The organism is Acetivibrio straminisolvens JCM 21531 (assembly GCF_000521465.1).
Lineage (GTDB): Bacteria > Bacillota > Clostridia > Acetivibrionales > Acetivibrionaceae > Hungateiclostridium > Hungateiclostridium straminisolvens.
The window spans coordinates 21,751-46,787 of sequence record NZ_BAVR01000016.1; the positions used below are offsets into that span (position 1 = coordinate 21,751).

The 25,037-nt window shown below is 39.3% G+C and carries 11 protein-coding genes and 8 pseudogenes; 16 read left to right on the forward strand and 3 right to left on the reverse strand.

The features are described 5' to 3' along the window. Window positions 1-70 precede the first annotated feature (70 nt). The gene (lysS, locus tag JCM21531_RS06090; protein ID WP_038288326.1) at window positions 71-1,672 is read right to left on the reverse strand and encodes a lysine--tRNA ligase; all 1,602 of its coding nucleotides are present in this window, start codon (window positions 1,670-1,672) and stop codon (window positions 71-73) included. Window positions 1,673-2,103: 431 nt separating this feature from the next. Between lysS and JCM21531_RS06095 the strand changes: the two genes are divergently transcribed. The 3 genes and pseudogenes from JCM21531_RS06095 to JCM21531_RS20915 all read left to right on the forward strand — a co-directional run bounded on the left by JCM21531_RS06095 (window position 2,104) and on the right by JCM21531_RS20915 (window position 5,626). Further along, complete coding sequence (locus JCM21531_RS06095; protein ID WP_038288328.1) at window positions 2,104-3,090, forward strand: Gfo/Idh/MocA family protein; 987 nt, start codon at window positions 2,104-2,106, stop codon at window positions 3,088-3,090. A gap of 407 nt (window positions 3,091-3,497) precedes the next feature. Then, window positions 3,498-4,799, forward strand: coding sequence for a hemolysin family protein (locus JCM21531_RS06105; protein ID WP_038288334.1), 1,302 nt, complete (start codon window positions 3,498-3,500; stop codon window positions 4,797-4,799). A gap of 60 nt (window positions 4,800-4,859) precedes the next feature. Next, a pseudogene (locus JCM21531_RS20915) lies at window positions 4,860-5,626 on the forward strand (MerR family transcriptional regulator). A gap of 145 nt (window positions 5,627-5,771) precedes the next feature. On the opposite strand, the pseudogene JCM21531_RS06115 reads toward JCM21531_RS20915, so the two are convergent. After that, window positions 5,772-7,468, reverse strand: a pseudogene (locus tag JCM21531_RS06115) (cellulase family glycosylhydrolase). A 670-nt stretch (window positions 7,469-8,138) separates the two neighbouring features. Here JCM21531_RS06115 and JCM21531_RS06120 point away from each other — a divergent pair. From JCM21531_RS06120 to JCM21531_RS20935, 7 genes and pseudogenes are all read left to right on the forward strand, one after another. Beyond that, window positions 8,139-9,933, forward strand: a pseudogene (locus JCM21531_RS06120) (phosphoenolpyruvate carboxykinase (GTP)). A gap of 1,174 nt (window positions 9,934-11,107) precedes the next feature. After that, the gene (gene hpf, locus JCM21531_RS06125) at window positions 11,108-11,638 is read left to right on the forward strand and encodes a ribosome hibernation-promoting factor, HPF/YfiA family (RefSeq protein WP_038288377.1); all 531 of its coding nucleotides are present in this window, start codon (window positions 11,108-11,110) and stop codon (window positions 11,636-11,638) included. Between the two features lie 117 nt (window positions 11,639-11,755). After that, window positions 11,756-13,979 (forward strand): annotated as a pseudogene (pcrA, locus tag JCM21531_RS06130) (DNA helicase PcrA). 129 nt (window positions 13,980-14,108) lie between these two features. Next, window positions 14,109-15,050, forward strand: a complete 942-nt coding sequence (locus tag JCM21531_RS20920; RefSeq protein ID WP_243467302.1) for an S-layer homology domain-containing protein — start codon at window positions 14,109-14,111, stop codon at window positions 15,048-15,050. Beyond that, window positions 15,047-15,856 carry a BsuPI-related putative proteinase inhibitor gene (locus tag JCM21531_RS20925; protein WP_243467303.1) on the forward strand — a complete coding sequence of 270 codons (810 nt, stop codon included), beginning with the start codon at window positions 15,047-15,049 and terminating at the stop codon, window positions 15,854-15,856. The genes JCM21531_RS20920 and JCM21531_RS20925 overlap by 4 nt, the downstream gene beginning before the upstream one ends. A 161-nt stretch (window positions 15,857-16,017) precedes the next feature. Next, window positions 16,018-16,317, forward strand: coding sequence for a hypothetical protein (locus JCM21531_RS20930; RefSeq protein WP_243467304.1), 300 nt, complete (start codon window positions 16,018-16,020; stop codon window positions 16,315-16,317). A gap of 32 nt (window positions 16,318-16,349) precedes the next feature. Beyond that, window positions 16,350-16,835, forward strand: coding sequence for a C39 family peptidase (locus JCM21531_RS20935; RefSeq protein WP_243467305.1), 486 nt, complete (start codon window positions 16,350-16,352; stop codon window positions 16,833-16,835). Between the two features lie 296 nt (window positions 16,836-17,131). Here the strand turns inward: JCM21531_RS20935 and JCM21531_RS06145 are convergent. Further along, window positions 17,132-18,699, reverse strand: a pseudogene (locus JCM21531_RS06145) (dockerin type I repeat-containing protein). A gap of 288 nt (window positions 18,700-18,987) precedes the next feature. Here JCM21531_RS06145 and hisZ point away from each other — a divergent pair. The 6 genes and pseudogenes from hisZ to JCM21531_RS06175 all read left to right on the forward strand — a co-directional run bounded on the left by hisZ (window position 18,988) and on the right by JCM21531_RS06175 (window position 25,007). Further along, window positions 18,988-20,242, forward strand: a pseudogene (gene hisZ / locus JCM21531_RS06150) (ATP phosphoribosyltransferase regulatory subunit). 17 nt (window positions 20,243-20,259) lie between these two features. Beyond that, window positions 20,260-20,901: an ATP phosphoribosyltransferase gene (gene hisG / locus JCM21531_RS06155; RefSeq protein WP_038288337.1), complete on the forward strand. Its 642-nt coding sequence runs from the start codon at window positions 20,260-20,262 to the stop codon at window positions 20,899-20,901. 5 nt (window positions 20,902-20,906) lie between these two features. Further along, window positions 20,907-22,213 (forward strand): annotated as a pseudogene (hisD, locus tag JCM21531_RS06160) (histidinol dehydrogenase). Between the two features lie 95 nt (window positions 22,214-22,308). Then, window positions 22,309-23,384 (forward strand): annotated as a pseudogene (gene hisC / locus JCM21531_RS06165) (histidinol-phosphate transaminase). A gap of 100 nt (window positions 23,385-23,484) precedes the next feature. Further along, the gene (gene hisB, locus JCM21531_RS06170) at window positions 23,485-24,072 is read left to right on the forward strand and encodes an imidazoleglycerol-phosphate dehydratase HisB (protein ID WP_038288339.1); all 588 of its coding nucleotides are present in this window, start codon (window positions 23,485-23,487) and stop codon (window positions 24,070-24,072) included. Between the two features lie 50 nt (window positions 24,073-24,122). Next, window positions 24,123-25,007, forward strand: a complete 885-nt coding sequence (locus JCM21531_RS06175) for a phosphoribosylaminoimidazolesuccinocarboxamide synthase (protein WP_038288379.1) — start codon at window positions 24,123-24,125, stop codon at window positions 25,005-25,007. Window positions 25,008-25,037: the final 30 nt, after the last annotated feature.

The window sequence follows — 25,037 nt, forward strand, 5'->3', positions numbered from 1 at the left end:
TTTGAAAACAGTAAAAAATCCTTGAAACACCGTATTATGAAGTGTTTCAAGGATTCTGCAATTCTTACAATCAATTATTTGTGCTGCCTGTCACCAAAGGCTCAACAATGGGCAGAATATTTTCGGCACCTACGGCCAGAATCAATGTTGAGAGCATTGGTCCTTTGTCTTCCCCAATTAATAGTCGATACATGGTTTTAAAGAACAATAACTGATTTTTCTTATTTTCCTTAACATCAGCGGTTTCCTTTTTGGGGATAGCATAGAGCCGAGTAGTCAATTCCTCGGAATCCATCTTTATTTTAATTACATCACAAAAAGCTTTAACCCAGCCTTTTACTTCATCATCCAGAGCTTCGAAATATTCAAAATCCGGTGATGTATTTAATTTCATCAGCATGTTCGGTGCATACTTTTGCAGCCAGTAGGATACTTTCTCGAGTCTTTCGGTTAGTTCTTCGGCTTTAAAGCTCATGCCGATCTTTGTAAACATTTCTTCTATCATCTCAATTTTCCCGTTGGAAATTGAGTATAGAGTTAAGAGTATACTAAAAGGAGGATTAACCTTTTTAGGAGTATCGTCCAATATAATATCCAGTGTACTCTTGGTGATTTCATCTAAATTTTCGGAATTATTGTAATAATTCTCATAAACTCTGTCAAATTCACCGTAAATCCTGGGTACATCATCGCCAAGGCTTATATCAAAAGCCTCGTTTGGAGTTTTCTTGGCATAAAGCCACCAGATGATTTCCGGCGGATATATTTTCAGCAGTTCTTCGAGATTTATATTTAGTCCTGAAGAACCGGACATTTTTCCTGTCAAACCTTTTATTCCAATGAACTCATAGCCTTGGAACAGCGGTTCGTCAATATTATAAATCTTTTTTGCAATTACCCTGGATACTTGATAGCTTCCCTGAGGCGATGCGTGATCTTTTCCGCCGGGCTCAAAGTCGACACCTTCATACATCCATCTCATGGGCCAGTCAACTTTCCACGGAAGCTTGCAATTGCCCTGCTCGGAAATATTTACTGTAGAAACATTTCCGCATTTGCAGCTATAGCCTACAACATTGCAATCTTCCGACAATTCGGTGATTTTCGTGGTGTCTTTTCCGCATTTGTCGCAGTAGATGGAAAGAGGATAGAAATTCTCCCTTTCCTCGGCGGAATATTCCTGGGTTTTGAATTCTTGCATTATATCATATATTTCTTTTCTTTTTTTAAGTGCTGTTATTATCCCGTCTTTATACCTTCCGCTCATATATTCCTTGGTCTGATACCTGATTATATCGAAATTAAGACCAATCTTTTTAAGGGATTCTTCATATTCTTTTTCATAGTGCTCTGCATAGGAAGCATGACAACCGAAAGGATCTGGCACTGCAGAATAGGGCATACCGATATAGTTTTCATATTCTTCGATTTTGTCTTGGGGAAGGTTCTTGGGTACTTTTCTGAAACGATCGTAATCATCCCAAGACAAAAGCAAAACTGCCTTCTTTCCCTGCTTTCTTAGAGCCTTTGCAACAAAATATACAGTAACAGCATCCCTGAAATTACCTATATGAACTGTACCTGAAGGGCTTGTCCCTGCAGCAAGTACAAACTCATCTTTATCAGGGTGTAAGCTTATCAGCTTGTTTGCAATTTCATCCGACCAATGCATTTATTACATTCCTCCTAGTGTAACAACACCATAAAATCCATTTTATTCTTAACATACTTGTTGTTTTTTATCCGTATATTAAAATTACAAAAAAATATAAAGTGCTCAGTAAACTGAGCCAATGATACCAAATGGTACCTTATTACCATACTTTAAAATATGATAATACAAAATAAAAATTAAGTCAATAAAAAGTTAGCGATAAGAGGCATGAAGCCTAAAAATATACGATGTTAGGAGATTTGGGTTGCGTTGACAACGTTGACAAATTTCATATACTTGTTTAAAATTCAATTAAAGTCATATTAAAGCCTTAAAATAGTGGTCAAATGCACTTTCAAAGCAAGATAAAAAGTGTTTTCAAAATAAATTGTTTCAATATAAAAACTGTTAGAAAAAGTATAAAAAATATAGAAAGCAGGAAGTAATTTATGGAAAAGAAAATAAGATGGGGAATATTAGGCTGTGGGAGAATTGCAAAAACTTTTGCAGAAAGTTTACAGCATGTGGCAGATGCGGAATTGGCAGCTGTTGCTTCAAGAACTCCGGGGAAAGCTAACGAATTTGCGAAAGCTTATAATGTACAATGTTATTATGAAAATTATCTCGATCTCGTAAAAGATGAATCTGTTGATGTCATATATGTAGCAACAACGCACAACTATCACCATGAACATGTCCTTCTTTGTCTGGAAAATAAAAAGCCTGTTTTGTGTGAAAAGCCTTTCACAGTTAATTCAAAACAGGCAGAAGATTTAATCAAAGCGGCAAGACAGAATAAAGTTTTTTTAATGGAGGCAATGTGGACAAGATTTTTGCCGTGCATAGTAGAACTAAACCGCTTGCTTTCGGAAAATATAGTAGGAGATATCGGATTGTTGAGAGCTGATTTCGGATTTAGAGCAAAGGGACGGAATGCACATAAGTACTACTTTGACCCCAACCTTGCAGGAGGTGCGTTGCTGGATTTAGGAGTGTATCCTGTTTCTTTTTCAAGAATGGTGTTTAAAAAGTCTCCTTTAAGTATAAAAACCTTTGGATATATAGACAGTTCAAAGGTTGATGAGCATGCAGCCTATATGTTTGAATACGGGTATGGGAAAGTGGCGATGATGTCCTCTTCATTTAGTATTGACATACCCCATGATGCTGTAATTTGCGGTACCGAAGGATATATAAAAATTCCCTATTTCTCACGTCCAACCCAGTTTTCTATTAAATTACACGGACAGGAAGAAAAAACGGTGAGGATTCCTTTTGCATCCAACGGATTGAACTATCAGGCCCAGGAAGTGAATAAATGCCTTAAGGAAGGAAAGTTGGAAAGTGACATTATGCCTTTGGACGAGAGTCTGGAAATAATGAAAATGCTGGATGCGCTTAGGAAAGAATGGGGACTAAAATACCCTATGGAATAGAGAGATATACTTATACTTGTTGTTAACGATTATTTGGAATGTGGAATTATTTGCATTCAGTCAGGTGAAAAATTTGTCCAAATTGAGACGAAATAAAGAGCTGTGTCAATTGGAACGGTTTTCCGCAGGTTCTGTCGGCTTGACATTTATCAAGGAAAATAGTAAATTTAATTTAATATCGAAACTTTATTTTGATGATTTTGATGAGGTGATAATATAATGGATGACTATCCGGCGGATTTACAAAGTAGCAAGGCACTATGGTTGTTATTAAAATCAGAGGGTAGTGTAAAAATGAATAATATAAGAATCGATAAATATAAGAGGGCTATAGTAAATCCGTAGAGGGGGTTATTATGCTCTTTTTTATCTTATTTTATTATAAATATTGTGGAGGATGATTTTGATTGTTTATTGAAATTCTGGTTTTAGTACTGCTTATAGTGCTGAATGGATTCTTTGCAGCTTCGGAGATTGCACTGATATCTTTAAATGACAACAAGCTCAGAATGATGGGCAATGAAAACAACAAGAAAAAGATTGCAATATTAAGAAAACTCTTATCAGAGCCGGGCAGGTTTTTGGCCACCATTCAAATCGGCATAACGCTTGGCGGTACACTGTCGAGTGCTTTTGCATCCGAGAGCTTTTCCGATAGATTGGCAGGTCTTGTAAAACAGATGGGTGTTCCTGTTCCGGATGCTATACTTAAGACTTTATCCATGATTTTCATATCTGTGATTTTGTCGTATTTTTCCCTTGTAATAGGTGAATTGGTTCCTAAAAGACTTGCGATGAAGGAAGAAGAAGCCATATCCATGTTTGCTGCTAAACCGCTCTATTACCTTTCGGTTATTACTTACCCTGTTGTAAGGCTTCTTAATGCTTCAACAAACCTGGTGGTAAGACTTTTTGGCATTGACCCTAATGCAGATGAGGAAGAGGTTACCGAAGAAGAGATTCGAATGATGGTGGATGTGGGAGAGGAAAAAGGTGCGATACAGGAAAATGAAAGGGAAATGATCAATAATATTTTCGATTTTGACAATAAGACGGTTATGGATATTATGACTCATAGGACTGATATTATAGCCCTTCCTGTCGATGCAAGCCTTGATGATGTTATGTCTTTGTTTATTGAAGAAAAATATACCAGGATACCGGTATATGATGAAAGCATAGATAATATTGTCGGAATCCTGCATGTTAAGGATTTGATAAAATATATAGGCAGTGAGAATAATACTAAAAACTTTGATTTGAGAGAAATTATCAGAAAGCCTTATAATGTTCCTTGGTCAAAGAAGGCAGACGAGCTTTTTAGCGAGTTGCAGAAAAACAAAGTCCATATGGCAGTTATTGTTGACGAATACGGCGGAACAGCGGGAATTGCCACTATAGAAGACCTGGTAGAGGAAATTGTGGGTAATATATTTGACGAATACGATGAAGAAGAAAAAGATTTTGAAAAATTGGATGAGAGTACTTATATATTTAACGGTTCTGCGGGTCTTGATGTCCTAAACGAATGGGTGGACGCAGAGCTGCCGGAAGATGAATATGACACATTGAGCGGTTTTGTTATAAGCCAGTTGGGTAGAATTCCGAATTGTGATGAAAAACCGCAAATTGAATTCAATGGACTTGTATTCAAAGTGGAAGAAGTAAGTGAAAAGAGGATTGAAAAAATCAAGGTGTGCAGGGCATAAAAAACTATTGACATTAACGTAGCGTAAAGGTGTAAAGTATTCTTGTGAGGAGGTGAAAGCATGGAGTACACAGTGCAAAAGCTTGCATCTCTGGCTGGGGTCAGTGCCCGTACCCTAAGGTATTATGATGAATTGGGTATTCTCAAGCCGGCAAGAATAAATTCATCGGGCTACAGGATATACGGTCAGAAAGAAGTCGACACTCTGCAGCAAATACTGTTTTACAGGGAATTGGGCGTGAGTCTTGACTGTATCAAGGATATTATTACATCACCTTCCTTTGACCCGCTTACTGCACTGAAAGAACATCGCGAAAGGCTCCTCCAAAAAAAGAGCAGTTGGATTTATTGATTGCAAATGTGAATAAAACTATTCTAGCTGCGGAAAGGAGAGCTGAAATGACTGATAAGGAAAAGTTTGAAGGTTTCAAGCAAAGGATGATTGACGAGAACGAGAAGAATTACGGTGAAGAAATCAGAGCTAAATACGGAGATGAACAGGTCAATGAATCCTATAAGAAGATTAAAGGCATGACGAAAGAGCAGTATGAAGAGTTGGAAAAACTTTCGCTTGAGCTCAATGAGACATTAAAGCAAGCCTTTGCAACGGGCAATCCCGCAGGGGAGCTTGCTCAAAAAGCTGCAGACCTGCATCGCCAATGGCTATGCTATTTTTGGGGAAGCTACAGCAAGGAAGCCCATGCCGGACTTGCCAAAATGTATGTTGAGGACGAGAGATTTACTGCGTATTATGACAAAGAGCAACCGGGAACTGCCAAGTTTTTAAGGGACGCCATCCTGATTTACACGGGAATGGAGGAAAACTAGAATAGTGTATGATATAAAAAAGGTTGACTGCCGTTTATTTGGCAGCCAACCTTTTGATTTTATTCGGCCTCTTGTAATGAAATGAAAGAGGCAAAAGCGAAGGGACTCGATGTCCCCAGCTTTTATTGTTTATGATATCGGACTATTAGTTATATGGAAGTTCAGTAATTGACCTAAGCAAATATCTTTTTAGGATAGAATAGTCTGTTGAATTTACTTTGCCGTCCGCATTTACATCTGCAGCGTCCATGTTTGCATTTTCAGGAGGCGATTTTACTATTATTCTCCTTAACGCAGTAAGGTCTGATGAATTTATCTTACCGTCGTCATTGATATCACCATAAATAAATGCAGGAGTAGGCGATACTTCAGGAGTTGGTGAGTTAATAGGCTTTGTTGGTGTCGGTGTTGCCGGTGGATCCGAAACCTGCGGTGTTCCGTAATACTCGCCCAATGAAATTCCGTTTGAACCGAGAGGAATTTTGTGGTCAAGACCGATAAACTTACCGTCCTTTGTCTGCCATAATGCAGGCTTTAACAAACCGTATTTTTCCTCGTCCCAAGTTGACCAGTCGTTTCCGACCAATCCGCCGGTATCACCGGAGTTTGGATTTATACACCAGAATGTATGGTGTATGCGGTTTTCAACCATGTAATCTCTCAACAATGTCATCCATTTTTGGTTTTTGCCGCCATCCATATGGCTCCCCACTCACCGATTAAAAGTGGAGCAATTCCCTGATCGTTGATATATGCCCAAGTGTCGTACCAATAGTCATCCAACAAGGTCTGAGTTGTGAAATCTTTATCAAACCATGTTTGAGCGTATACCGAAGGACCGTAGTCATGAGGAGAGTATACAATTTGGCTGTTTAAAGGACCTAAATCAATAGGATAGTCCTTAACGCCTCTTAAATTTCCGCCCCACCATGCACCGTACCATGGAGAAGCATCTCCCGTTGCTCCCCAGATATCCGGTGTGTCATAAGTATAGCCTTTTTCGGTTTTAGGATACTGTTCGACACCTTCAATTACTATCAGCACTTTAGGGTTTACTTCCAAAATAGCTTTTGCACAAGTTTCGGCAGCGTACTTCCAGTTGTTTTCGTCTGTAGAGTTATCCCATTTTGCAAGTAATTTAGGTACTTCAGCCATATATCCGCGTTTTCCGTGAGGCTCGTTTTTCAAGTCAAACGCCAATATAGTGTCATCGTTTTTGTACTTGTCGGCCAGCCAAACCAAAGTGTCTATCCACATCTTTGTAGTAACCACACCACAAGTGCTTGTTTCCTTTCCGTACCACAGTTCATAGTTGTGTCCGGAGTTGTTGGCATCAGGGCTATGTATATCGATCATTACTTTGATTCCAAGTTCTTTGCAGTATCCCATAATGATATCGAAGATTTCCATACTGTTTTTTACATCGTCAGTTTCAGGATCGTAAAAGTCAGGATTGACCACATGATATGGAGGATTGTTGCTGGCAGTTACGCTGGAAACCGGGTTCGGCTTCCCGATCATCCAGCTGTACAGAAGCTCTGTAGAAATCGGTATTCTTAAAAAGTTTATACCTCTGTCTGCAACGCTGGTCAGAATAGTCTTAACATCATACCAGGCACCGTGAAAGCAGTTTTCACTGCAGTTAAAACCAAACCAGTTGGCACCCGTCAACCAGACTTCGTTTCCATACATGTCGTAAATTTTGTTGCCCTTACAATGCAACCAGTCGTCGTTGTTGCTGTCGACAGCGGTTACTGTTGAAGCTGTATTCTGTGAAAAACAAAAAACAGCCAAAACCATCAAAGCAACAAACAGCGAGAAAATTCCTTTTGCTTTTTTCATAAAAATATCTTCCCCCCATAAAATAATTTATTCAATATATTATTGAAAATTGATGACCGGACTAAAGATGCAAAAATAAAAGATATAATTATAATGCCGTAATTATAATTAAGTAGAAACATGTTGCCGTATAAAGTTTATTTTTCGATAATAATCCCCCCTGGCGAAAATTTACAATCAATTAACACAGCAATACCAATCCTACTATAATTTTATAAAATATTCGAAGCTAAATCAACCTAAAATGTACATATATGCTGAAAAACTAAAGAATGTGTCGGATATCTTTACATTCTCATCGATGTCAAGAACTCTGTCAATATTTTTACAATGTTATTCTATCACAAAAACAGAGGTATAAAAATAATTATTGAATATAATACTTTCAATATATATGAATGTATGGCGAACTATACTTAAAAAGGTATCAAAAATAGAAAAATGTTATCTTTGCTAAGTTTGAAGCAGTAAAGACAATACTTGATTAAAACCTGCATAAAAAGCCAAAAGACTTGTTGATATTTTAATGGTTTTGTGTTAGTATGTTAGTGAAAAAATTAACTAATTCCATATAGCGTTTAAGTTGCCGAAATTCTATTTCGGTTCACATATGCTGCAAAAATGCAAAACATAAATAAAAATAATATTTTAGTTGGAAGGAGAATTTCTAATGACATCAAACAAGAAATTGCTGGATTGGGTAAAAGAAATGGCTGATATATGTCAGCCTGATGAAATTTATTGGTGCGATGGTTCGGAGGAAGAAAATGAACGCCTGTTAAAGCTATTGGTAGATTCGGGGTTGGCTACGCCATTAAATCCTGAAAAGCGTCCGGGATGTTATCTTTTCCGCAGCCATCCGTCCGATGTTGCTCGTGTTGAGGACAGGACTTTTATTGCATCTAAAACTAAGGAAGATGCAGGACCTACCAACAACTGGATAGATCCAAACGAGCTTAAATCAACTATGAAAGAGTTGTACAAGGGTTGCATGAAGGGAAGAACAATGTACGTTATTCCTTTCTCCATGGGACCTATCGGTTCACCTATTTCCAAAATAGGTGTTGAATTGAGCGACAGCCCTTATGTTGTTGTTAATATGCGTATCATGACACGCATAGGTAAAGCTGTATTAGACCAGCTTGGTGAAGACGGAGAATTTGTACCGTGCCTCCACTCAGTTGGTGCTCCGTTAAAAGAGGGCGAAAAGGATAACGGTTGGCCGTGCGCACCAATCGAAAAGAAATACATAAGCCATTTCCCGGAAGAAAGAACTATATGGTCTTACGGTTCCGGATATGGCGGAAATGCGCTTTTAGGAAAGAAATGCTTCGCACTTCGTATCGCATCTGTTTTGGCGCGTGATGAAGGCTGGCTCGCTGAGCACATGCTCATTCTCCGTATTACTGACCCTGAAGGAAATAAGACATATGTTACCGGTGCTTTCCCAAGCGCATGCGGAAAGACAAACCTGGCTATGCTTATTCCTACAATTCCGGGATGGAAAGTTGAGACAATCGGTGACGACATTGCATGGATGAAGTTTGGAGAAGATGGACGTTTATATGCTATCAACCCTGAAGCAGGATTCTTTGGTGTTGCTCCGGTACATCCATGGATTCAAATCCGAACGCAATGCATACAATCAAAAAGAATACAATCTTTACAAACGTTGCATTAACTGACGATGGCGATGTTTGGTGGGAAGGAATGGGAGTAGAACCGCCAGCCCATCTCATAGATTGGAAAGGCAATGACTGGGCTCCGGGTTCTGAGACTCGGCAGCACATCCAAACGGACGTTTTACAGCTCCTGCAAGCCAGTGCCCTGTAATTGCTCCTGAGTGGGAAGACCCGAAAGGCGTGCCGATTTCCGCTATTCTTATCGGTGGACGTCGTCCAAATACTATTCCGTTGGTTCATGAAAGCTTTGACTGGAACCATGGTGTATTTATGGGTTCAATCATGGGTTCTGAAATTACAGCTGCTGCAATTTCAAACAAAATCGGACAGGTACGTCGTGACCCATTTGCTATGTTGCCGTTCATAGGCTATAACGTAAATGATTATCTCCAACACTGGCTGAATATGGGTACTAAGACTGACGCAAGCAAGCTTCCGAAGATATTCTATGTAAACTGGTTCCGCAAGGACAGTGAAGGAAAATGGTTGTGGCCAGGATACGGTGAAAACAGCCGTGTTCTCAAGTGGATTGTTGAAAGAGTATCCGGTAAGGGTAAAGCAGTAGAGACACCTATAGGATATATGCCTACAGTTGATGCTATTGATACAAACGGACTTGACGTAAGCAAAGAGGATATGGAAGAACTCTTGAGAGTTGACAAAGAGCAGTGGCTTGAGGAAGTTAAGTCAATAAGAGAGCATTATGCTTCATATGGCGAAAAGCTTCCGAAAGAATTGCAGGCGCAATTGGATGCTCTTGAAAAACGTTTGAAAGAGGCTTAATTAATTAAAGTAGAAAAGGAGTCATGATTTTTATCACGACTCCTTTTTTCATAATAAAAAGAAAAAAATCGAAACTCGCGTTCCGATTTCTTAGTAAGCTTTATTGTATGTTTTTTGATATTTCTATTGTATATATTATAGAAAAGGGTGTAATGCTGGCTATGTTTTAGTGCCGTTTGACGGGTGTCAAATTGGAGCGTCGATTTGTGGGGGTTGGCAAAACGATTTAGCATATGGATTGGTGCGTTGATTTTAAATTGATTGCTCAATGGTAATTGCATTGGTTAAATATATATTATGTTGTAAATCTGATGATGTATACTTTTCAGTGTTATACATCACACCCTAGAATTTTCTCTCCTTTGCACAGTTTAATTATCACAAATTCTGCGAATATAAACAATATGCAATTTCAACAAAAAATCAAGAATCTTGAAACCGGATTTTGATGAATAAAGCAAAAAACGCTGGTTTACCGACGTTACATAATAATGGATTGCACTTCCAAATCTGGCGAAAGTTAAATTTCATATCCTTTGTTATTGGAAATATAATCCTCCAGAAGCAATATTTAAAGGTATTTCCCATCATAGGTTTTTTAATCTGATAAATATGATAATAGAAATCGCGTTAACATAAAACACAGGGATTTCTAAAAATAAGAACAGGTTTATCCACAGGTAAAATGAGCCTATATGAGTTATTCACAGAATTGTCCACATTATCCACAGGATTTATGTGCACAAAACACTTGTTTTGTGGGGGAAATGTGAGATAATTGTGGAAAATGATATGAATACAGCTTCCTTTATCGGTTCGAAGGTTCCGAAGAAGGAGGAATTTGTGTGGAAAAATCCAATCTTCACTATTAGATTGCAAAAAATCATTTTCCTTGGTTATAATTATATTGAAGGAATATTTTACTTAGCGTCGAATTAATATTAATATTAATATTTTTACCCGAAAGTGCCTGGAGGGTGTGGATAAACACGACTTATGGACTTCTTTGTATTTGTTAATTTCAATAAATGGGGGTGGATGTTTTTTCATTTTTCAGATAAGTCGTGTTTCGAAGAAAATTTTAAGGGTAAAATTATTAATAATAGGAAGACAGGTATTGTAGAAAATGAAATGTACAATACTTGTTATTGACGGAAAGGGGCTGTATGCATATATGAAATTCAAAGTTATCGGAAAAAACATTGTCGTAACTGAAGCTTTAAAGGAAACGGCTATTAAAAAAGTTGGAAAACTGGACAAGTACTTCCGTCGTGATGCTGAGGCACAAATTACCTTGAGCGTACAAAAGAACAGACATATAGTGGAAGTAACAATACCCTTCGAAGGAGGATTTTTGAGAGCTGAAGAAGATAGTCAAGATATGTATGCTTCTATCGACAAGGTTATAGACAGTCTCGAAAGACAGATAAGAAGAAACAAGACCAGACTTGAAAAGAAAGTCCACGATGGCAGCTTGAGATTTGAAAACATTAAACTTGACGACGATGTTGACGAAGAGCCGAAATATGAAATTGTTAGAACAAAGAAATTTGCTATAAAGCCTATGACGGTTGAAGAAGCTGTTTTACAAATGAATCTTTTGGGACATCAATTCTTTATGTTTTCCAATGCAGAAACCAATGAAGCAAACGTTGTATACAGGAGAAAAGATGGGAATTATGGCCTGATTGAACCGGAGTTCTAATTAAAAAACTCGAGGGATAAAATATATGTTTGATATATAATGGATTTTCTACTATAATTAAAAATGCCGAGTTATGTCTCGGCATTTAAATTGGTTTTTTATTGGAGAGGACGATATATGGATTTATTAAAGGATTTGAATAAAGAGCAAAAGGAAGCAGTACTTCACGTTGACGGGCCTTTGCTTGTTCTTGCGGGTGCAGGAAGCGGAAAAACAAAGGTGCTTACCCACAGGATTGCTTACCTGATTAGAGAAAAAAATGTACACCCTGCAAGCATCCTGGCAATAACTTTTACCAATAAGGCTGCAAAAGAAATGAGAGAAAGAATAGACCGGCTTGTTGAAGATGTTAGCGACAGCATATGGGTAAGTACTTTTCATTCCATGTGCGTCAGGATACTAAGAAGGGATATTGAGAAAATAGATTATGATAAAAATTTTGTAATATTTGACTATACGGATCAGCAAAACGTTGTAAAGGATTGCCTAAAGGAGCTCAATCTCAATGAGAAGAACTATCCTCCAAAATCAATATTAGAAATGATTGGGAGGGCCAAGGATGAGCTTATTACTCCGGACATTTATCTAAAAATGTATTCCGGAGATTTCAGGATGGAAAAAATCGCCCGGGTTTACGAGCTTTATCAAAAGAAGCTGAAGCAGAATAATGCACTGGACTTTGACGATATTATAATGCTGACAATAAGGCTTTTTTTGGATAATCCCGAGGTACTGAATTACTATCAGAGAAAATTCAGATATATTTTGGTGGACGAGTATCAGGATACCAACACCGCCCAATATTCCCTTGTCAGCCTTTTGGCACAAGGCTACAGAAATCTATGTGTTGTTGGAGATGATGACCAGTCTATCTACGGTTGGAGAGGTGCCAATATAAGAAATATTCTGGACTTCGAAAAGGAGTTTAAGGATGCAAAAGTTATAAAGCTTGAGCAAAACTACCGTTCAACCCAGACTATTCTTGACGCAGCCAATCATGTTATCAAGAACAACTTGGGAAGGAAAAGTAAAAGACTTTGGACTAATAATAAAGAGGGAGATGCCATTAAATATCTTGAGTGCTTGAATGAACATGAGGAGGCATATTTTGTTGCAAGCGAGATAAAGAGGCTTTGCAGGGAGCAAAATAGGTCGTATAAGGACTTTGCTATACTCTATCGTATAAATGCTATGTCCCGTGTTGTTGAGGATATGCTCATGAAGGAAGGTATAAGCTACAAGATATTTGGGGGACTTAAGTTTTATGACAGAAAAGAAATAAAGGATGTTATCGCTTATCTTCGTGTTATTCAGAACCCTGCGGACAATATAAGCTTGAAGCGAATAATAAACGAGCAAAAGGGGAATAGGAAATACAACGTTAGATACAGCCGAGAGACTGGCAAATGAAAGAGGAGTCAGCATTTTCTCAATAATTTCGTCGGCAGCGGAAATTCCCGAACTTGTCAGGGCATCGGCAAAGCTTGAGAAGTTTGTTTCTCTGATAAACAGTCTGAGGGCTCAGAGTATGGTAATGACCGCATCGGAAATGATTGAGGAAGTCCTTGAAAGGACAGGTATTTTAAAGGCATATGAGGAGGAGAATACTTTAGAGGCTCAAGGCAGAATAGAGAATATCAAAGAGTTGTTGTCCGTTGCAATGGAATTTGAAAGTGAAAGTGAAGAAAAGAGCCTAACGGAATTTCTTGCTCATGTATCCTTGGTGTCGGATGTTGATACGATGGATGAGAATAGTGAATATGTTGCTCTTATGACTCTTCACAGTGCGAAAGGATTGGAATTTCCTGTGGTTTTCTTGGTGGGTATGGAAGAGGGCATTTTCCCGGGCTACAGGTCCATGACCAACGAATCGGAGCTTGAGGAGGAAAGAAGATTGTGTTATGTGGGTATTACAAGAGCCAGAGAAAACCTATATATGACAAGCACTTTCAGCCGTACACTGTTTGGAAATACTACTTACAATAGAGTTTCACGATTTATCAAAGAAATTCCTGAGGAGCTGTTTGCGTTTGGTGCCGATAAAGAAAAGACTCACGAGAAGGCATCTGTTGAGACGATGGTTAAAAAGACCGACTCATTAAATGTGGGCTTCAACCCCTCTGTAAGCTTTAATGCAGCAAGTTTTAAAACACCACAGAAAGCGGAAGCTTCAAAGACGGAGCTGAAAGTTGGCGACCAGGTGCGGCATAAAGTTTTTGGAGAAGGAATTATCACGCGTAGGGAACAGGAAGGCGATGATTTTAAGCTGGAAATACATTTTAAAGGAAAAGGTATGAAAAGACTTATGGAAAGTTATGCGAATTTAACAAAAGTAAACTAGTAAAAAATATTTGATATTTTATCATAATGGGCGAACCAAAATAAACATGATTGCGTCTAACTATTCAAAACAGAAAAATGTGGATAAAGACAGTATTGATTATCCAAAAAACAAGAGGAGGTAATAAAGATGAAAAGAATACTGGCAATCATGTTGGTACTCGGCATTATGTTGACAAGTGTAACAGCGATGGCACGCGCAGAAGTTTTTTCCGACATTTCGGGGCACTGGGCAAAAAGCACAATTGAAAAAATGGCAGACCTGGGAATAGTTAAAGGTGTTGGCGACGGTATGTTTTTGCCGGATAGGGAGATAAAACGGTCGGAATTTGTTGTGGCTTTGCACAAGGTAGCGGAAATTGAAATTAATTATTTTAAAGCTCCGGACATCAATGAGTTTTACAGTGACGTAAAAAATGAAGACTGGTATGCTTCACCGCTTTATGACATGGCATCTTTAAACATTGTTGACGACAGAGGAAAGTTCAGACCCAACGACCTTATAACCCGTGAGGAAATGGTGCATTATCTTGTAAATACATATAAGTACAAGCTTAATGCTGTTTTGGGTGATTTTGATGGGGAGGTCGGCTATTTTGACGATGAGGAGAGTATCAAAGAGCAGTATAAAAACTCGGTAAAGTATGCTTATAAGCTGGGATTTGTGAAAGGAAGGGGTAACGGAAAATTTGTTCCCGAAGGACTCAGCACAAGAGCGGAAGCTATGATAGTACTGGAAAAGCTAATGCAGTCATTAAAAGAAGATGTGAAGGACGCAGTTGAGGTAACTCCTTCGTTCGTAAAAGACAAAGATGGATATAAAATGACGCTGACAATTAAAAACAGCGGAAAGAATGAAGTTGTGATTATCCATGGTTCCGGACAAAAGTATGACTTTGTGCTCCTGGACGATAAAAAAGAAGAGGTATACAGGTGGTCGGAAGGAAAAAGCTTTACCATGATCCTTACAGAGACCCATATTCCTTCTGGAAAAACGGTGGAGTTTTCTGAAGTGATAGATGCCAAGACCTACGAGGAAATCAGCGGCAAGGTATATTATTTTAAAGCATGATAGTAGGAAGCAGTGAGGACTTTGAAATAAATGAGGACGGATATTATTTAAATCTAAAAGAAGAAAAGGATAATAAGCTTGAGATAGTACCAAGTTATGAGAAAAACGAAAAGACTTTTACAATGAAGCTCAAGTTAAAAAATACATCCGATAAGGATATAATAATCAACCATACATCAAGCCAAAAGTTTGACTTTAAATTGCTGGATGAAAATAAAGAAATAATTTATACATGGTCCGCCGACAAACTGTTTATGATGATGGAGACCGAGACAGTGATAGGTGCAGGAAAGACAGTGGAATTTGAAGAAGAGCTTGATATGGAAAGCCATAAAGATGTTATTGGAAAGGCGAAGTATTTGAAGGCATACATTGTTGGTACAAGTGAGGATTGTGAGATAGAAAAAGACGGATACGAGGTAGAAATAACAGAGAGTAAAGAAAATAGCCTTTTAGTTGTGCCGGGATATGAAAAAGGCGAAAAGACTTTTACGATGAAGCTCAAGTTAAAAAATGCATCCGATAAGGATATAACAATCAACCACATGTCAGGGCAAAAGTTTGATTTCAAACTGTTGGATAAAAATAAAGAAATAATTTATACGTGGTCCGCCGACAAACTGTTTATGATGATGGAGACCGAGACAGTGATAGGTGCAGGAAAGACAGTGGAATTTGAAGAAGAGCTTGATATGGAAAGCCATAAAGATGTTATTGGAAAGGCGAAGTATTTGAAGGCATACATTGTTGTTACAAGTGAGGATTGTGAGATAGAAAAAGACGGATACGAGGTAGAGATAAAATAGAGGACATTTAGGTTTTTATAGGATTGTTTAATTTAGGCTGTGCTAGGGCTACTCCCGGTACAGCCTAAATTGATTTTGGGAATGAGGATTGTTTTTTTGATATTTTCCGGAGTCCAAAATTTGATATAATATATTGAAAAGCAATAAAAAGGGGTTTCAAAATGTATTTTAACCTTGCAATATTTCCGGCTGTAATAATCGGTATTATACTTTTTATTATAGGGCAAAGAGTTTCAAGGGTGGTGAATGGAAAACCCGTCAGGATTCTTTTGGGTTTGTTGTTCATCTTCTTTTGTATTCCGAACTTTCTGTTTACGGCATATTATATGCATTTTATAAATGAACCTATATGGTATATTAAATTTAGGGCAATTGACAATATTGAATTGTTATCATCCCTAATTGGCATTTTCTTTGGATTTGTAACTTTCAAAGATGGAAGCTTGGAAAGATTAAATTAAAAGCTTTAAATAAATACATTTTCGTTATCTGCATGCTTTTAATTATAGTACCTTTCATTAAACCGATTATAAGACCTGTAAGCCGGAATTCTCAGTTTCAAGACCGATGGAAAGATGGAGTGTGTTTGCAATCTACAGGTTCAACATGTGGTCCTTCTGCTTTAGCGACAATTTTTAATTATTATGGGATATCAAAAAGTGAAGAAGAGATTGCAAGGGCATCCTTTTCCAGTTCAAGCGGTACGGAGAATTGGTATTTAATCAGGTATGCCGAAAAGAACGGACTTAAAACTGAAGTGTCATACAAAAACAGTTTGGAAGATGTACCGGTACCGTCTATAATCGGAACTTTTATTAACGGCAGAATAGGCCATTTTATAACTATTTTAGGCAAGGAAGGAGACCGTTTTGTTGTCGGTGATCCGTTAAAAGGAAAATTGCTTTTAACAGAAAAGGAGTTTAATAAATACTATACTTTTTCAAATTTTGTTTTGTATATAAAAAAGCCGGGTGCCTAATCTGCCTTGTATGATGCTGATTTTATGCCAGAGCATGTTATTTTTAAACATGTTATTTAAGCAAAGAAAAATGTAAAAGAAACATTATGAAGTAAGTTAAGAGCCTGTTAATACGTCGCGGGAAAGGGGCGCAACCATTCTGACGAAGTGGTTTTTGCTTGGCTAGGCGGAGTATTTACAGGCTCTGTACTTATGCTTTAATATTTATCTTTACATTTACCCGGATTTCACGCAGTGAAATTGCTAAAAAGCGAATGGGATCGATGCCCTTAGGCTTTTGCTTATTTAATGCTCCTTTAGTTAACAGCCATTTCGAAAGATACACAGAAATTAGGCTGTGCCAAACCGGACCTTCCTTTAAAGGGATCTGAGTCGCGGAGCAAACCCCAGCGGTACGTTCCATTAGGTCTTGCTTTTCCGCCGGTAAAGGCATAGCCAACTTTTACACCCCAAGCGGGTAGTTCATTGGCACAGGTTATAATTACCGAATTTCCCGAGATTTCAACCGAACTTATTGTGACTCTTGAACCGCTGGCAGTGACCTCGAAGCCTTTACCGTTTCTCCATTCGGTCAAGGTGCTTTGGTTCGGTGCCGGGAGTGTATTATCCAAACAAGGGGTGGTACCGGTACATGGAAGTCTACAGTGATGGTTCTTCCGTTTTTTGTGGCTTTTATAGGTTGAAGAGGTTTCCAGTCTTTACCTAGAACAACCTTTTCATAATAGACCTGACCGTACTTTTCGCCCAAATGTTGATATCCGGCGGAAGTCAAATGGACGTTATCGCCTCCGAAATAACGCTGATAATTGGGACCTATGCAGATTATATCACCGGGGTAATCGACACCCGCTTTCCATTGAGCCAAGGTAGAAGCGGAAGTTCCCGTACTTGGGTAGGAGTGTTGCTGCACAACAAACATCGGGATATTTTGGGTTTGTCCGGTTATAGCCTTTATGTCCCGGTTATAATCCGACCACAATTGGCGTAGCTCATTTTCGTAGTTGGGATTACCGCAATCGGTTTCGCCGTGGGTTAGGATGATGCCTCCCACACCGTAGGTTTTTCCCGAGGCTTTTGCCAAGCGGTTGATTGCAGTAACTTCAAATATTGATGCCGCATAAGCACGGCCGGTATTTCCCGTATCAGTGGCACCTTTTTTGATTACAGACATGCCCTGACCGGATTCACCTACTACCGTATGTACTGAAATATAGTCGTTTCCGCCTGCAGCTTTTACCATTGCAGTTATTTGGTTCGCCATTGCAGTATGGGGGGTTTCACCATATAAATTCCCTGGGTAGGCAGACGGGAAGCCCATTGCAAGGTTGCGAATAGGTTCGGTAAGGGGAACCAGCTTCAGTTCACTGCTGTTGGCATCGTAGGGAGGAACCCTTAGGTTGCCCAAAGAGAGCTTAAGATTGTTGTAAGGCTGGGTCGAAGATAAAATTGGAGTAGTTCCTACGGAGAGACTTTGACCCGTGCCTATGATTCCGGCCCAATCCCAAGGTATGTTGAGATTATTTGACGGCGTTGGGGTTGGTGAAGGTGTCGGATTTGGGATTTCACCCGGGAAAGAAGATATAAGGCGCAATACATATCTTTTCAAATAGCTTAAGTCGATGGAGGTTACATTCCCGTCTCCGTCGGTATCAGCATTGGAGTATGCTGTCCCTGTAAGTATGTTTTGTCTTAGAATATGTCTTTTTAATATAGACACATCGGTAGAATTGATTGAACCGTCACTGTTTATGTCTCCCAATTTTCCGGCATTTGCAGCGGTTGTTGAAATTGCGATACATGAGACGATCAATGAAAAAATCACTAAGTAAAAAATACCCTTTTGTACAACTTTCGATGCCTTCATAATTTATCCCCCTTCTTTTAAAAATACTGTTTTAAATATGTTCTTAAAAGCAATCATAAGGATTAAACTTTATCACAATATAAGTTCGAAACCAAAAATTTTTTTTGACTGGGAAAATTACTTCCGGATATTTAATAAATACATTTTATTCATGCGAAAAAATATAGAAGATATATTTTTCTTTACTTCATTTTTCTGATTGACAAATTAATCCGTATGAATTATAATAACTTTAATTCATCAATTTATAACTTTAGCATGATAAAGTAATAAAGTGAGGTGTTTGAATTGGCAGAGTGGAAGATATATACTCCAGAAGGTGTTCAGGATATACTGCAAAATGAATGTTTCTTTAAGAAAACCTGGAGGATCGGATTAGAAAAGTATTTCGGGCCAGCGGTTACTATGAGGTAGAGACTCCGATTGTGGAGTTTTATGACGTCTTTTCTACCGAAGAGAATATAATTCCTCAGGAAACCATGTTTAAATTTTTTGACCAGCAAGGAAGAATTCTGGTTTTAAGACCGGATATAACAATACCTATTGCCAGAGTTGCGGCTACTAAGCTTAAAGATGCGGCTTATCCCTTGAGAATCTCCTATATAGGCAATGCTTTTAAATATAACGAACTTGGCGGAGGAAAGCAGAAGGAGTTTACCCAGGCCGGTGTTGAAATAATAGGAGTAAACACTCCGGAGCGGATGCCGGGGTTATAGCTACGGCAATTGATGCTTTAAAGGCTACAGGACTTGAAAATTTCCAGATTGATATCGGTCAGGTGGAGTTTTTTAAAGGGTTGATGGAGGAAACCGGCCTTTCGGAAGAAGAGACGGAGAAGATGAGGGTGCTTATAGACCGGAAGGACTTTTTGGGAATTGAGGAATTGGTTGAGGAGCACAATATCAGGGATGATCTTAAAGAGCTAATATTAGACCTTCCTAAATTATTCGGCTCAACAGATGTTATTGACAGGGTGGAAAAGTATCCTATAAATGAGCGCTCAATTAAAGCATTGAACAACTTAAGAAGCATTATCAATATATTGGATGATTATGGACTTTCCAAATATGTTTCGGTGGATTTGGGTATGGTGCAAAGTCTCAATTACTATTCCGGTACCATTTTCAGAGGTTTTACCTACGGAGTTGGATTTCCGATATTAAGCGGCGGAAGGTATGACAGACTGGTGGAGAAATTTGGAAAGAGCAGCCCCGCTACGGGCTTTTCCATGGGAATCAATATGGTGATGATGGCCCTTGACAGGCAGAAAATTGAATTTGAAAAACCCAGAATTGATACTCTTGTTTACTGCATGGAAGAGGGAAGAAAGACAGCGTTTCAAATATGTGAAACCTTGAGAAAACAAGGACTAGTCGTGGAAATGGATATAAACGGAGGAGATTTCGACACGGCCAGAAATTATGCGGCTTTAAAGGACATAGGAGGCATATTGAAGGTTCTTGATGATGAAAACATAGAGGTTCATAACCTTGAAAAGGGTGAGGTCTCAAAAGTGACCATAAGTGAGCTTTTAAAGGCATGAGCTAAGGAGGGTAGGAAATGAGATATTTGACGATAGCACTTTCAAAGGGAAGACTTACCGATATGTCGGTGGAGTTGTTTGAAGCCATAGGAATAGATTGTACGGAGCTTAAAAGTTCATCAAGAAAGCTGATTCTGACTGACGAAAAAAACAAAATCAAATTCTTTCTTGCAAAACCCAGTGATGTGCCTACATATGTGGAGTATGGAGCAGCAGACATAGGTATTGTGGGAAAAGATACGCTGCTGGAAGAGGGAAGACACCTTTATGAAGTATTAAACCTTGGATTTGCTGCTTGTAAAATGGTGGTGGCAGGCCCGGCGGAGCTAATGGGAAAGCTTGACCAGCTCACCAACAAAAGAGTGGCTACAAAGTACCCCAGGATAGCAAGGGAGTATTTTGAGCACAAAAGGAAAGAGTCCATTGAGGTTATAAAGTTAAACGGATCCATTGAGCTGGCACCTTTGGTGGGACTTTCCGAAGTAATAGTGGACCTTGTGGAGAGCGGCAGAACCTTAAAGGAAAACGGACTTGTGGTGCTAGACACAATTGCGGATATAAGTGCAAGACTTGTGGTAAACAGGGTAAGTATGAAGATGGAGAGCGAAAGAATCAATGCAATAATAGAGGGAATACGAAAGGAATTGGAAAAGAGGTGAGATAGATGATAAAGCTTATCGATTTAAGATGCGGCAAAGACAGCAGCATATTTGAAAGCCTTGCGTCAAGAAGCCAGTTGGAGCATAAAGATGTTTTGGACCGTGTGGAGGAGATAGTGGGAAATGTGCGGCGAAATGGCGACAAGGCCGTTCTGGAGTATACTGCTATGTTCGACAAGGCTCAGCTTACTTCCGATAAGTTAAGGGTTACAGAGGAAGAGATAAAAGAGGCGTATACCAAGGTTGACCCCAAGCTTATTGAAGTGATAAAAAAGTCGAGGGACAATATCAGGGATTTCATGAAAAGCAGAAGGAGAAATCCTGGTTTTCCACCGATACGGAAGGGGTAATTGTAGGACAGCTCTCAAGACCCCTAGAGATTGTGGGTGTGTATGTTCCCGGAGGGACAGCGGCCTACCCTTCATCGGTTCTTATGTGCACAATGCCTGCAAAGGTTGCCGGTGTAAGCAAAGTTGTAATTACTACGCCTCCGGGGAAGGATGAGAAGATAAATCCTGCCATATTGGTGGCTGCAAATGAGGCTGGAGTCGATGAAATATATAAAGTAGGAGGTGCCCAGGCCATAGCAGCCTTGGCGTTTGGCACGGAGACAATACCGAAGGCGGATAAGATTGTGGGACCGGGAAACATCTATGTGGCAATGGCAAAAAGAACGGTATACGGCTATTGCGATATCGATATGATAGCTGGGCCCAGCGAGATTATGGTGGTTGCCGACGAGACGGCAAATCCGGTGTTTGTGGCGGCAGACCTTTTATCCCAGGCAGAGCATGATGCGCTGGCTTCATCCATTTTGGTTACAACCTCAGAGAGCGTTGCAAAAGAGGTTCAGAGAGAGCTGGAGGTGCAGCTTGCGGCTTTGAAAAGAAGGGAGATAGCCAGAAAGTCGATAGATGACTATGGGGCGATAATTATTGTTGAGAGTCTGAAAGACGCTGTGGCGGTTGTGAACAGGATTGCACCGGAACATCTGGAGCTTTGCATAGAAGATCCTTTTTCGGCACTGGGTAATATAAAAAATGCCGGAGCGATATTCCTCGGAAATTATTCAACAGAGTCCTTGGGGGATTATTTTGCAGGACCTAACCATGTACTTCCCACAAGCGGTACGGCAAGATTCTTTTCACCCCTTAATCTGTCGGACTTCATGAAGAAGAGCAGCATTATTTCCTATTCAAAGGATGCTCTTTCTAAGGTTAAGGACGATGTCATACTTTTTGCCGAATCCGAAGGATTGGGAGCCCATGCAAATGCTATAAGGATAAGGTTTCAAGGCAATCAGGGTAAATAAAAAAGAGAGTCAGTGAAAATAGTAAGCAATAAATACAGTAAGTAAAAGTGTATAAAAAATATTTTGGATGCATATGAAAAAGGGGGTAATGTACAATGATTAGAGATTTGGTAAGACCTGAATTACAAAAATTAGTGCCGTATGTTTCCCATCAGATTCCTTACAGAATAAAGCTTGACGCAAACGAAAGCCCCTTTGAGCTTCCCGAAAGCATCAGAAAAAAACTGGCAGATTACTTTTTAAAGGGACCGGGTTTGAATATCTATCCTGATAATGAGTCCGTGGAGCTTAGAAAGACCATTGCAAAGCACTGGAATGTTGAACCGGATGAAGTTGTTGTAGGCACCGGATCCAATCAGCTTATTCAGATGATAATAACAGTGTTTGTGGGTACAGGCGAAAAGGTGGTATATCCTTGGCCACATTCTCAATGTATAAAATAAATACCCTGATAGCAGGCGGTGCGCCGGTGGCAGTTCCCCTAGACAAGGAAAGGGATTTTCTCTTTGATACTGATGAATTTATTGCCGCTGTAAAAAAAGAAAAGGCCAAGGTGGTTTTCCTTTGCAATCCCAACAACCCTACAGGATACCTCATTTCTCTAGAGGATATTGAAAGAATAGCAAAAGAGTGCAATAACTCAATTATTGTTGTTGATGAAGCATATGCCGAATTTTGTTCTCAGAGTGCAATACCTCTTGTAAAGAAGTATGAAAATCTTGTGGTGCTGCGTACTTTCTCCAAAGCATATCTTCTTGCAGGGGCAAGGTGCGGCTATTCGGTAAGCGGTCCCGAGATTGCAAATGAGATAAACAAAATACGGCCGACTTACAATATAAGCTCTTTGACCCAGCTTATAGCACAAATGGTGTTTGAGGAGCAGAATGAGATGCAGAAGATGATACAGTATTTGATTGACCGGAGGGGAGAGTTGGAGGCCGCTTTGAAAAAGGCAAAGGATGTATATATTTATCCCTCCTGTGCAAATTATATACTTATTAAGGTGCCTAGAGCAGAGGAAATAAGCAAGGAGCTTGAAAAGCGGGGGATATTAATTCGAAGTTTTCCCAATGATCCGATGCTTTGCGACTGCATCAGAATAACTGTGGGAACCAAAGAGCAAAATGATATTTTCTTGGAGGAATTTTTCGACATTATTAATAATTTTTAATTAACATTATAGTTGCGATTTTCTATAGAAATGGTAGAATTAAAATAGCTTATCTGTTTAATACCGATAGGAATTTAATATATACTTCGGAGGCAATTTGATGAGTAGAAAGTCTGAAATAAGCAGAAAAACCGGTGAGACCGATATATCTCTGAGCATAAACATTGACGGTTCCGGCAAAGGCAATATCACTACGGGAGTTGGGTTTTTGGATCATATGCTTAATTTGTTTGCAAGACACGGCCTTTTTGACTTGGATGTAAAGGCAAAGGGCGATTTGGAGGTTGATGCCCATCATACCGTTGAGGATGTGGGAATTGTACTTGGCCAGGCGATAAACCAGGCACTGGGAGAAAAGAAATCCATCAGAAGATACGGTTCTTCCTTTGTTCCCATGGATGAAACGCTGGTGCTGGTTGCCCTTGACCTGAGCGGCAGGCCATATCTGGTTTTTGATGCCGAGCTTAAATGTGAAAGATTAGGCAATATGGAAACGGAACTAGTTGAGGAGTTTTTCAGAGCGGTTGCTTTTAACGCCGGTATAACTCTGCACATTAAAGCGTTATACGGCAGCAATACTCACCATATAATTGAGGCTATGTTCAAAGCCTTCGGAAGAGCCCTTGACGATGCTACTAGGAAAGATGACAGAATTGAAGGGGTTATGTCGACTAAGGGGATATTGTGAATAAGTTCCATATAAAAATATACATATTTAGATAAGAGGGGTTTTTGGAAATGTTATTAGGAGACACAAATTTTATAGACCTTCCTTTATTTATTAAAGGTAAGGTAAGAAATGTTTATGATTTGGGAGATAAACTATTAATTGTAGTTACCGACAGGATATCTGCTTTTGATGTGGTATTTCCGAATCTTATACCCAACAAGGGAAAAGTTTTGAACGGCATCTCCAGTTTCTGGTTTGATTATACCAAGGATGTCGTGGACAACCATGTTATAACTACCGATGTCAGTGAATATCCTGAAGGGCTTTCGAAGTTCAAAAAAGAGCTTGAAGGCCGTTCCATGCTTGTAAAGAAGATGAAGATGATTCCGGCTGAATGCATAGTGAGAGGATACCTTGAAGGTTCTGGACTTAAAGATTACAAAGCTACCGGAAGCATATGCGGGATAAAGCTTCCGGAAGGTTTAAGACAGGCCGATAAGCTCCCTGAACCGATATTCACACCTTCCACAAAGGAATCTGAGGGCCACGACCAGAATGTGTCTTTTGAAGGACTTTGCAATGCAATAGGTACGGAGCTTGCCACAAAACTTAGGGACATAAGCTTGGCATTATACGATAAAGCAAGCAAGTATGCGGAGAGTAAAGGAATTATTCTCGCAGATACAAAATTTGAATTTGGTATTTTGGATGGAAAGATTGTAGTGGGTGACGAGTTGTTTACGCCCGACTCTTCTAGATTCTGGGATATGAAAGAGTATGAACCCGGCAGAGCTCAAAAAAGCTTTGACAAGCAGTTCTTAAGAGAATACCTTGAAACCATTGACTGGGATAAGAACCCGCCGGCTCCGGCTCTTCCCGATGACGTAGTGAAAAATACGGAACTTAAATACATTGAAGCCTACGAAAGGCTTACAGGCAAGAAGCTGGTATAGTAGCTTGAAACACTCCCCTTTTAGATTAAG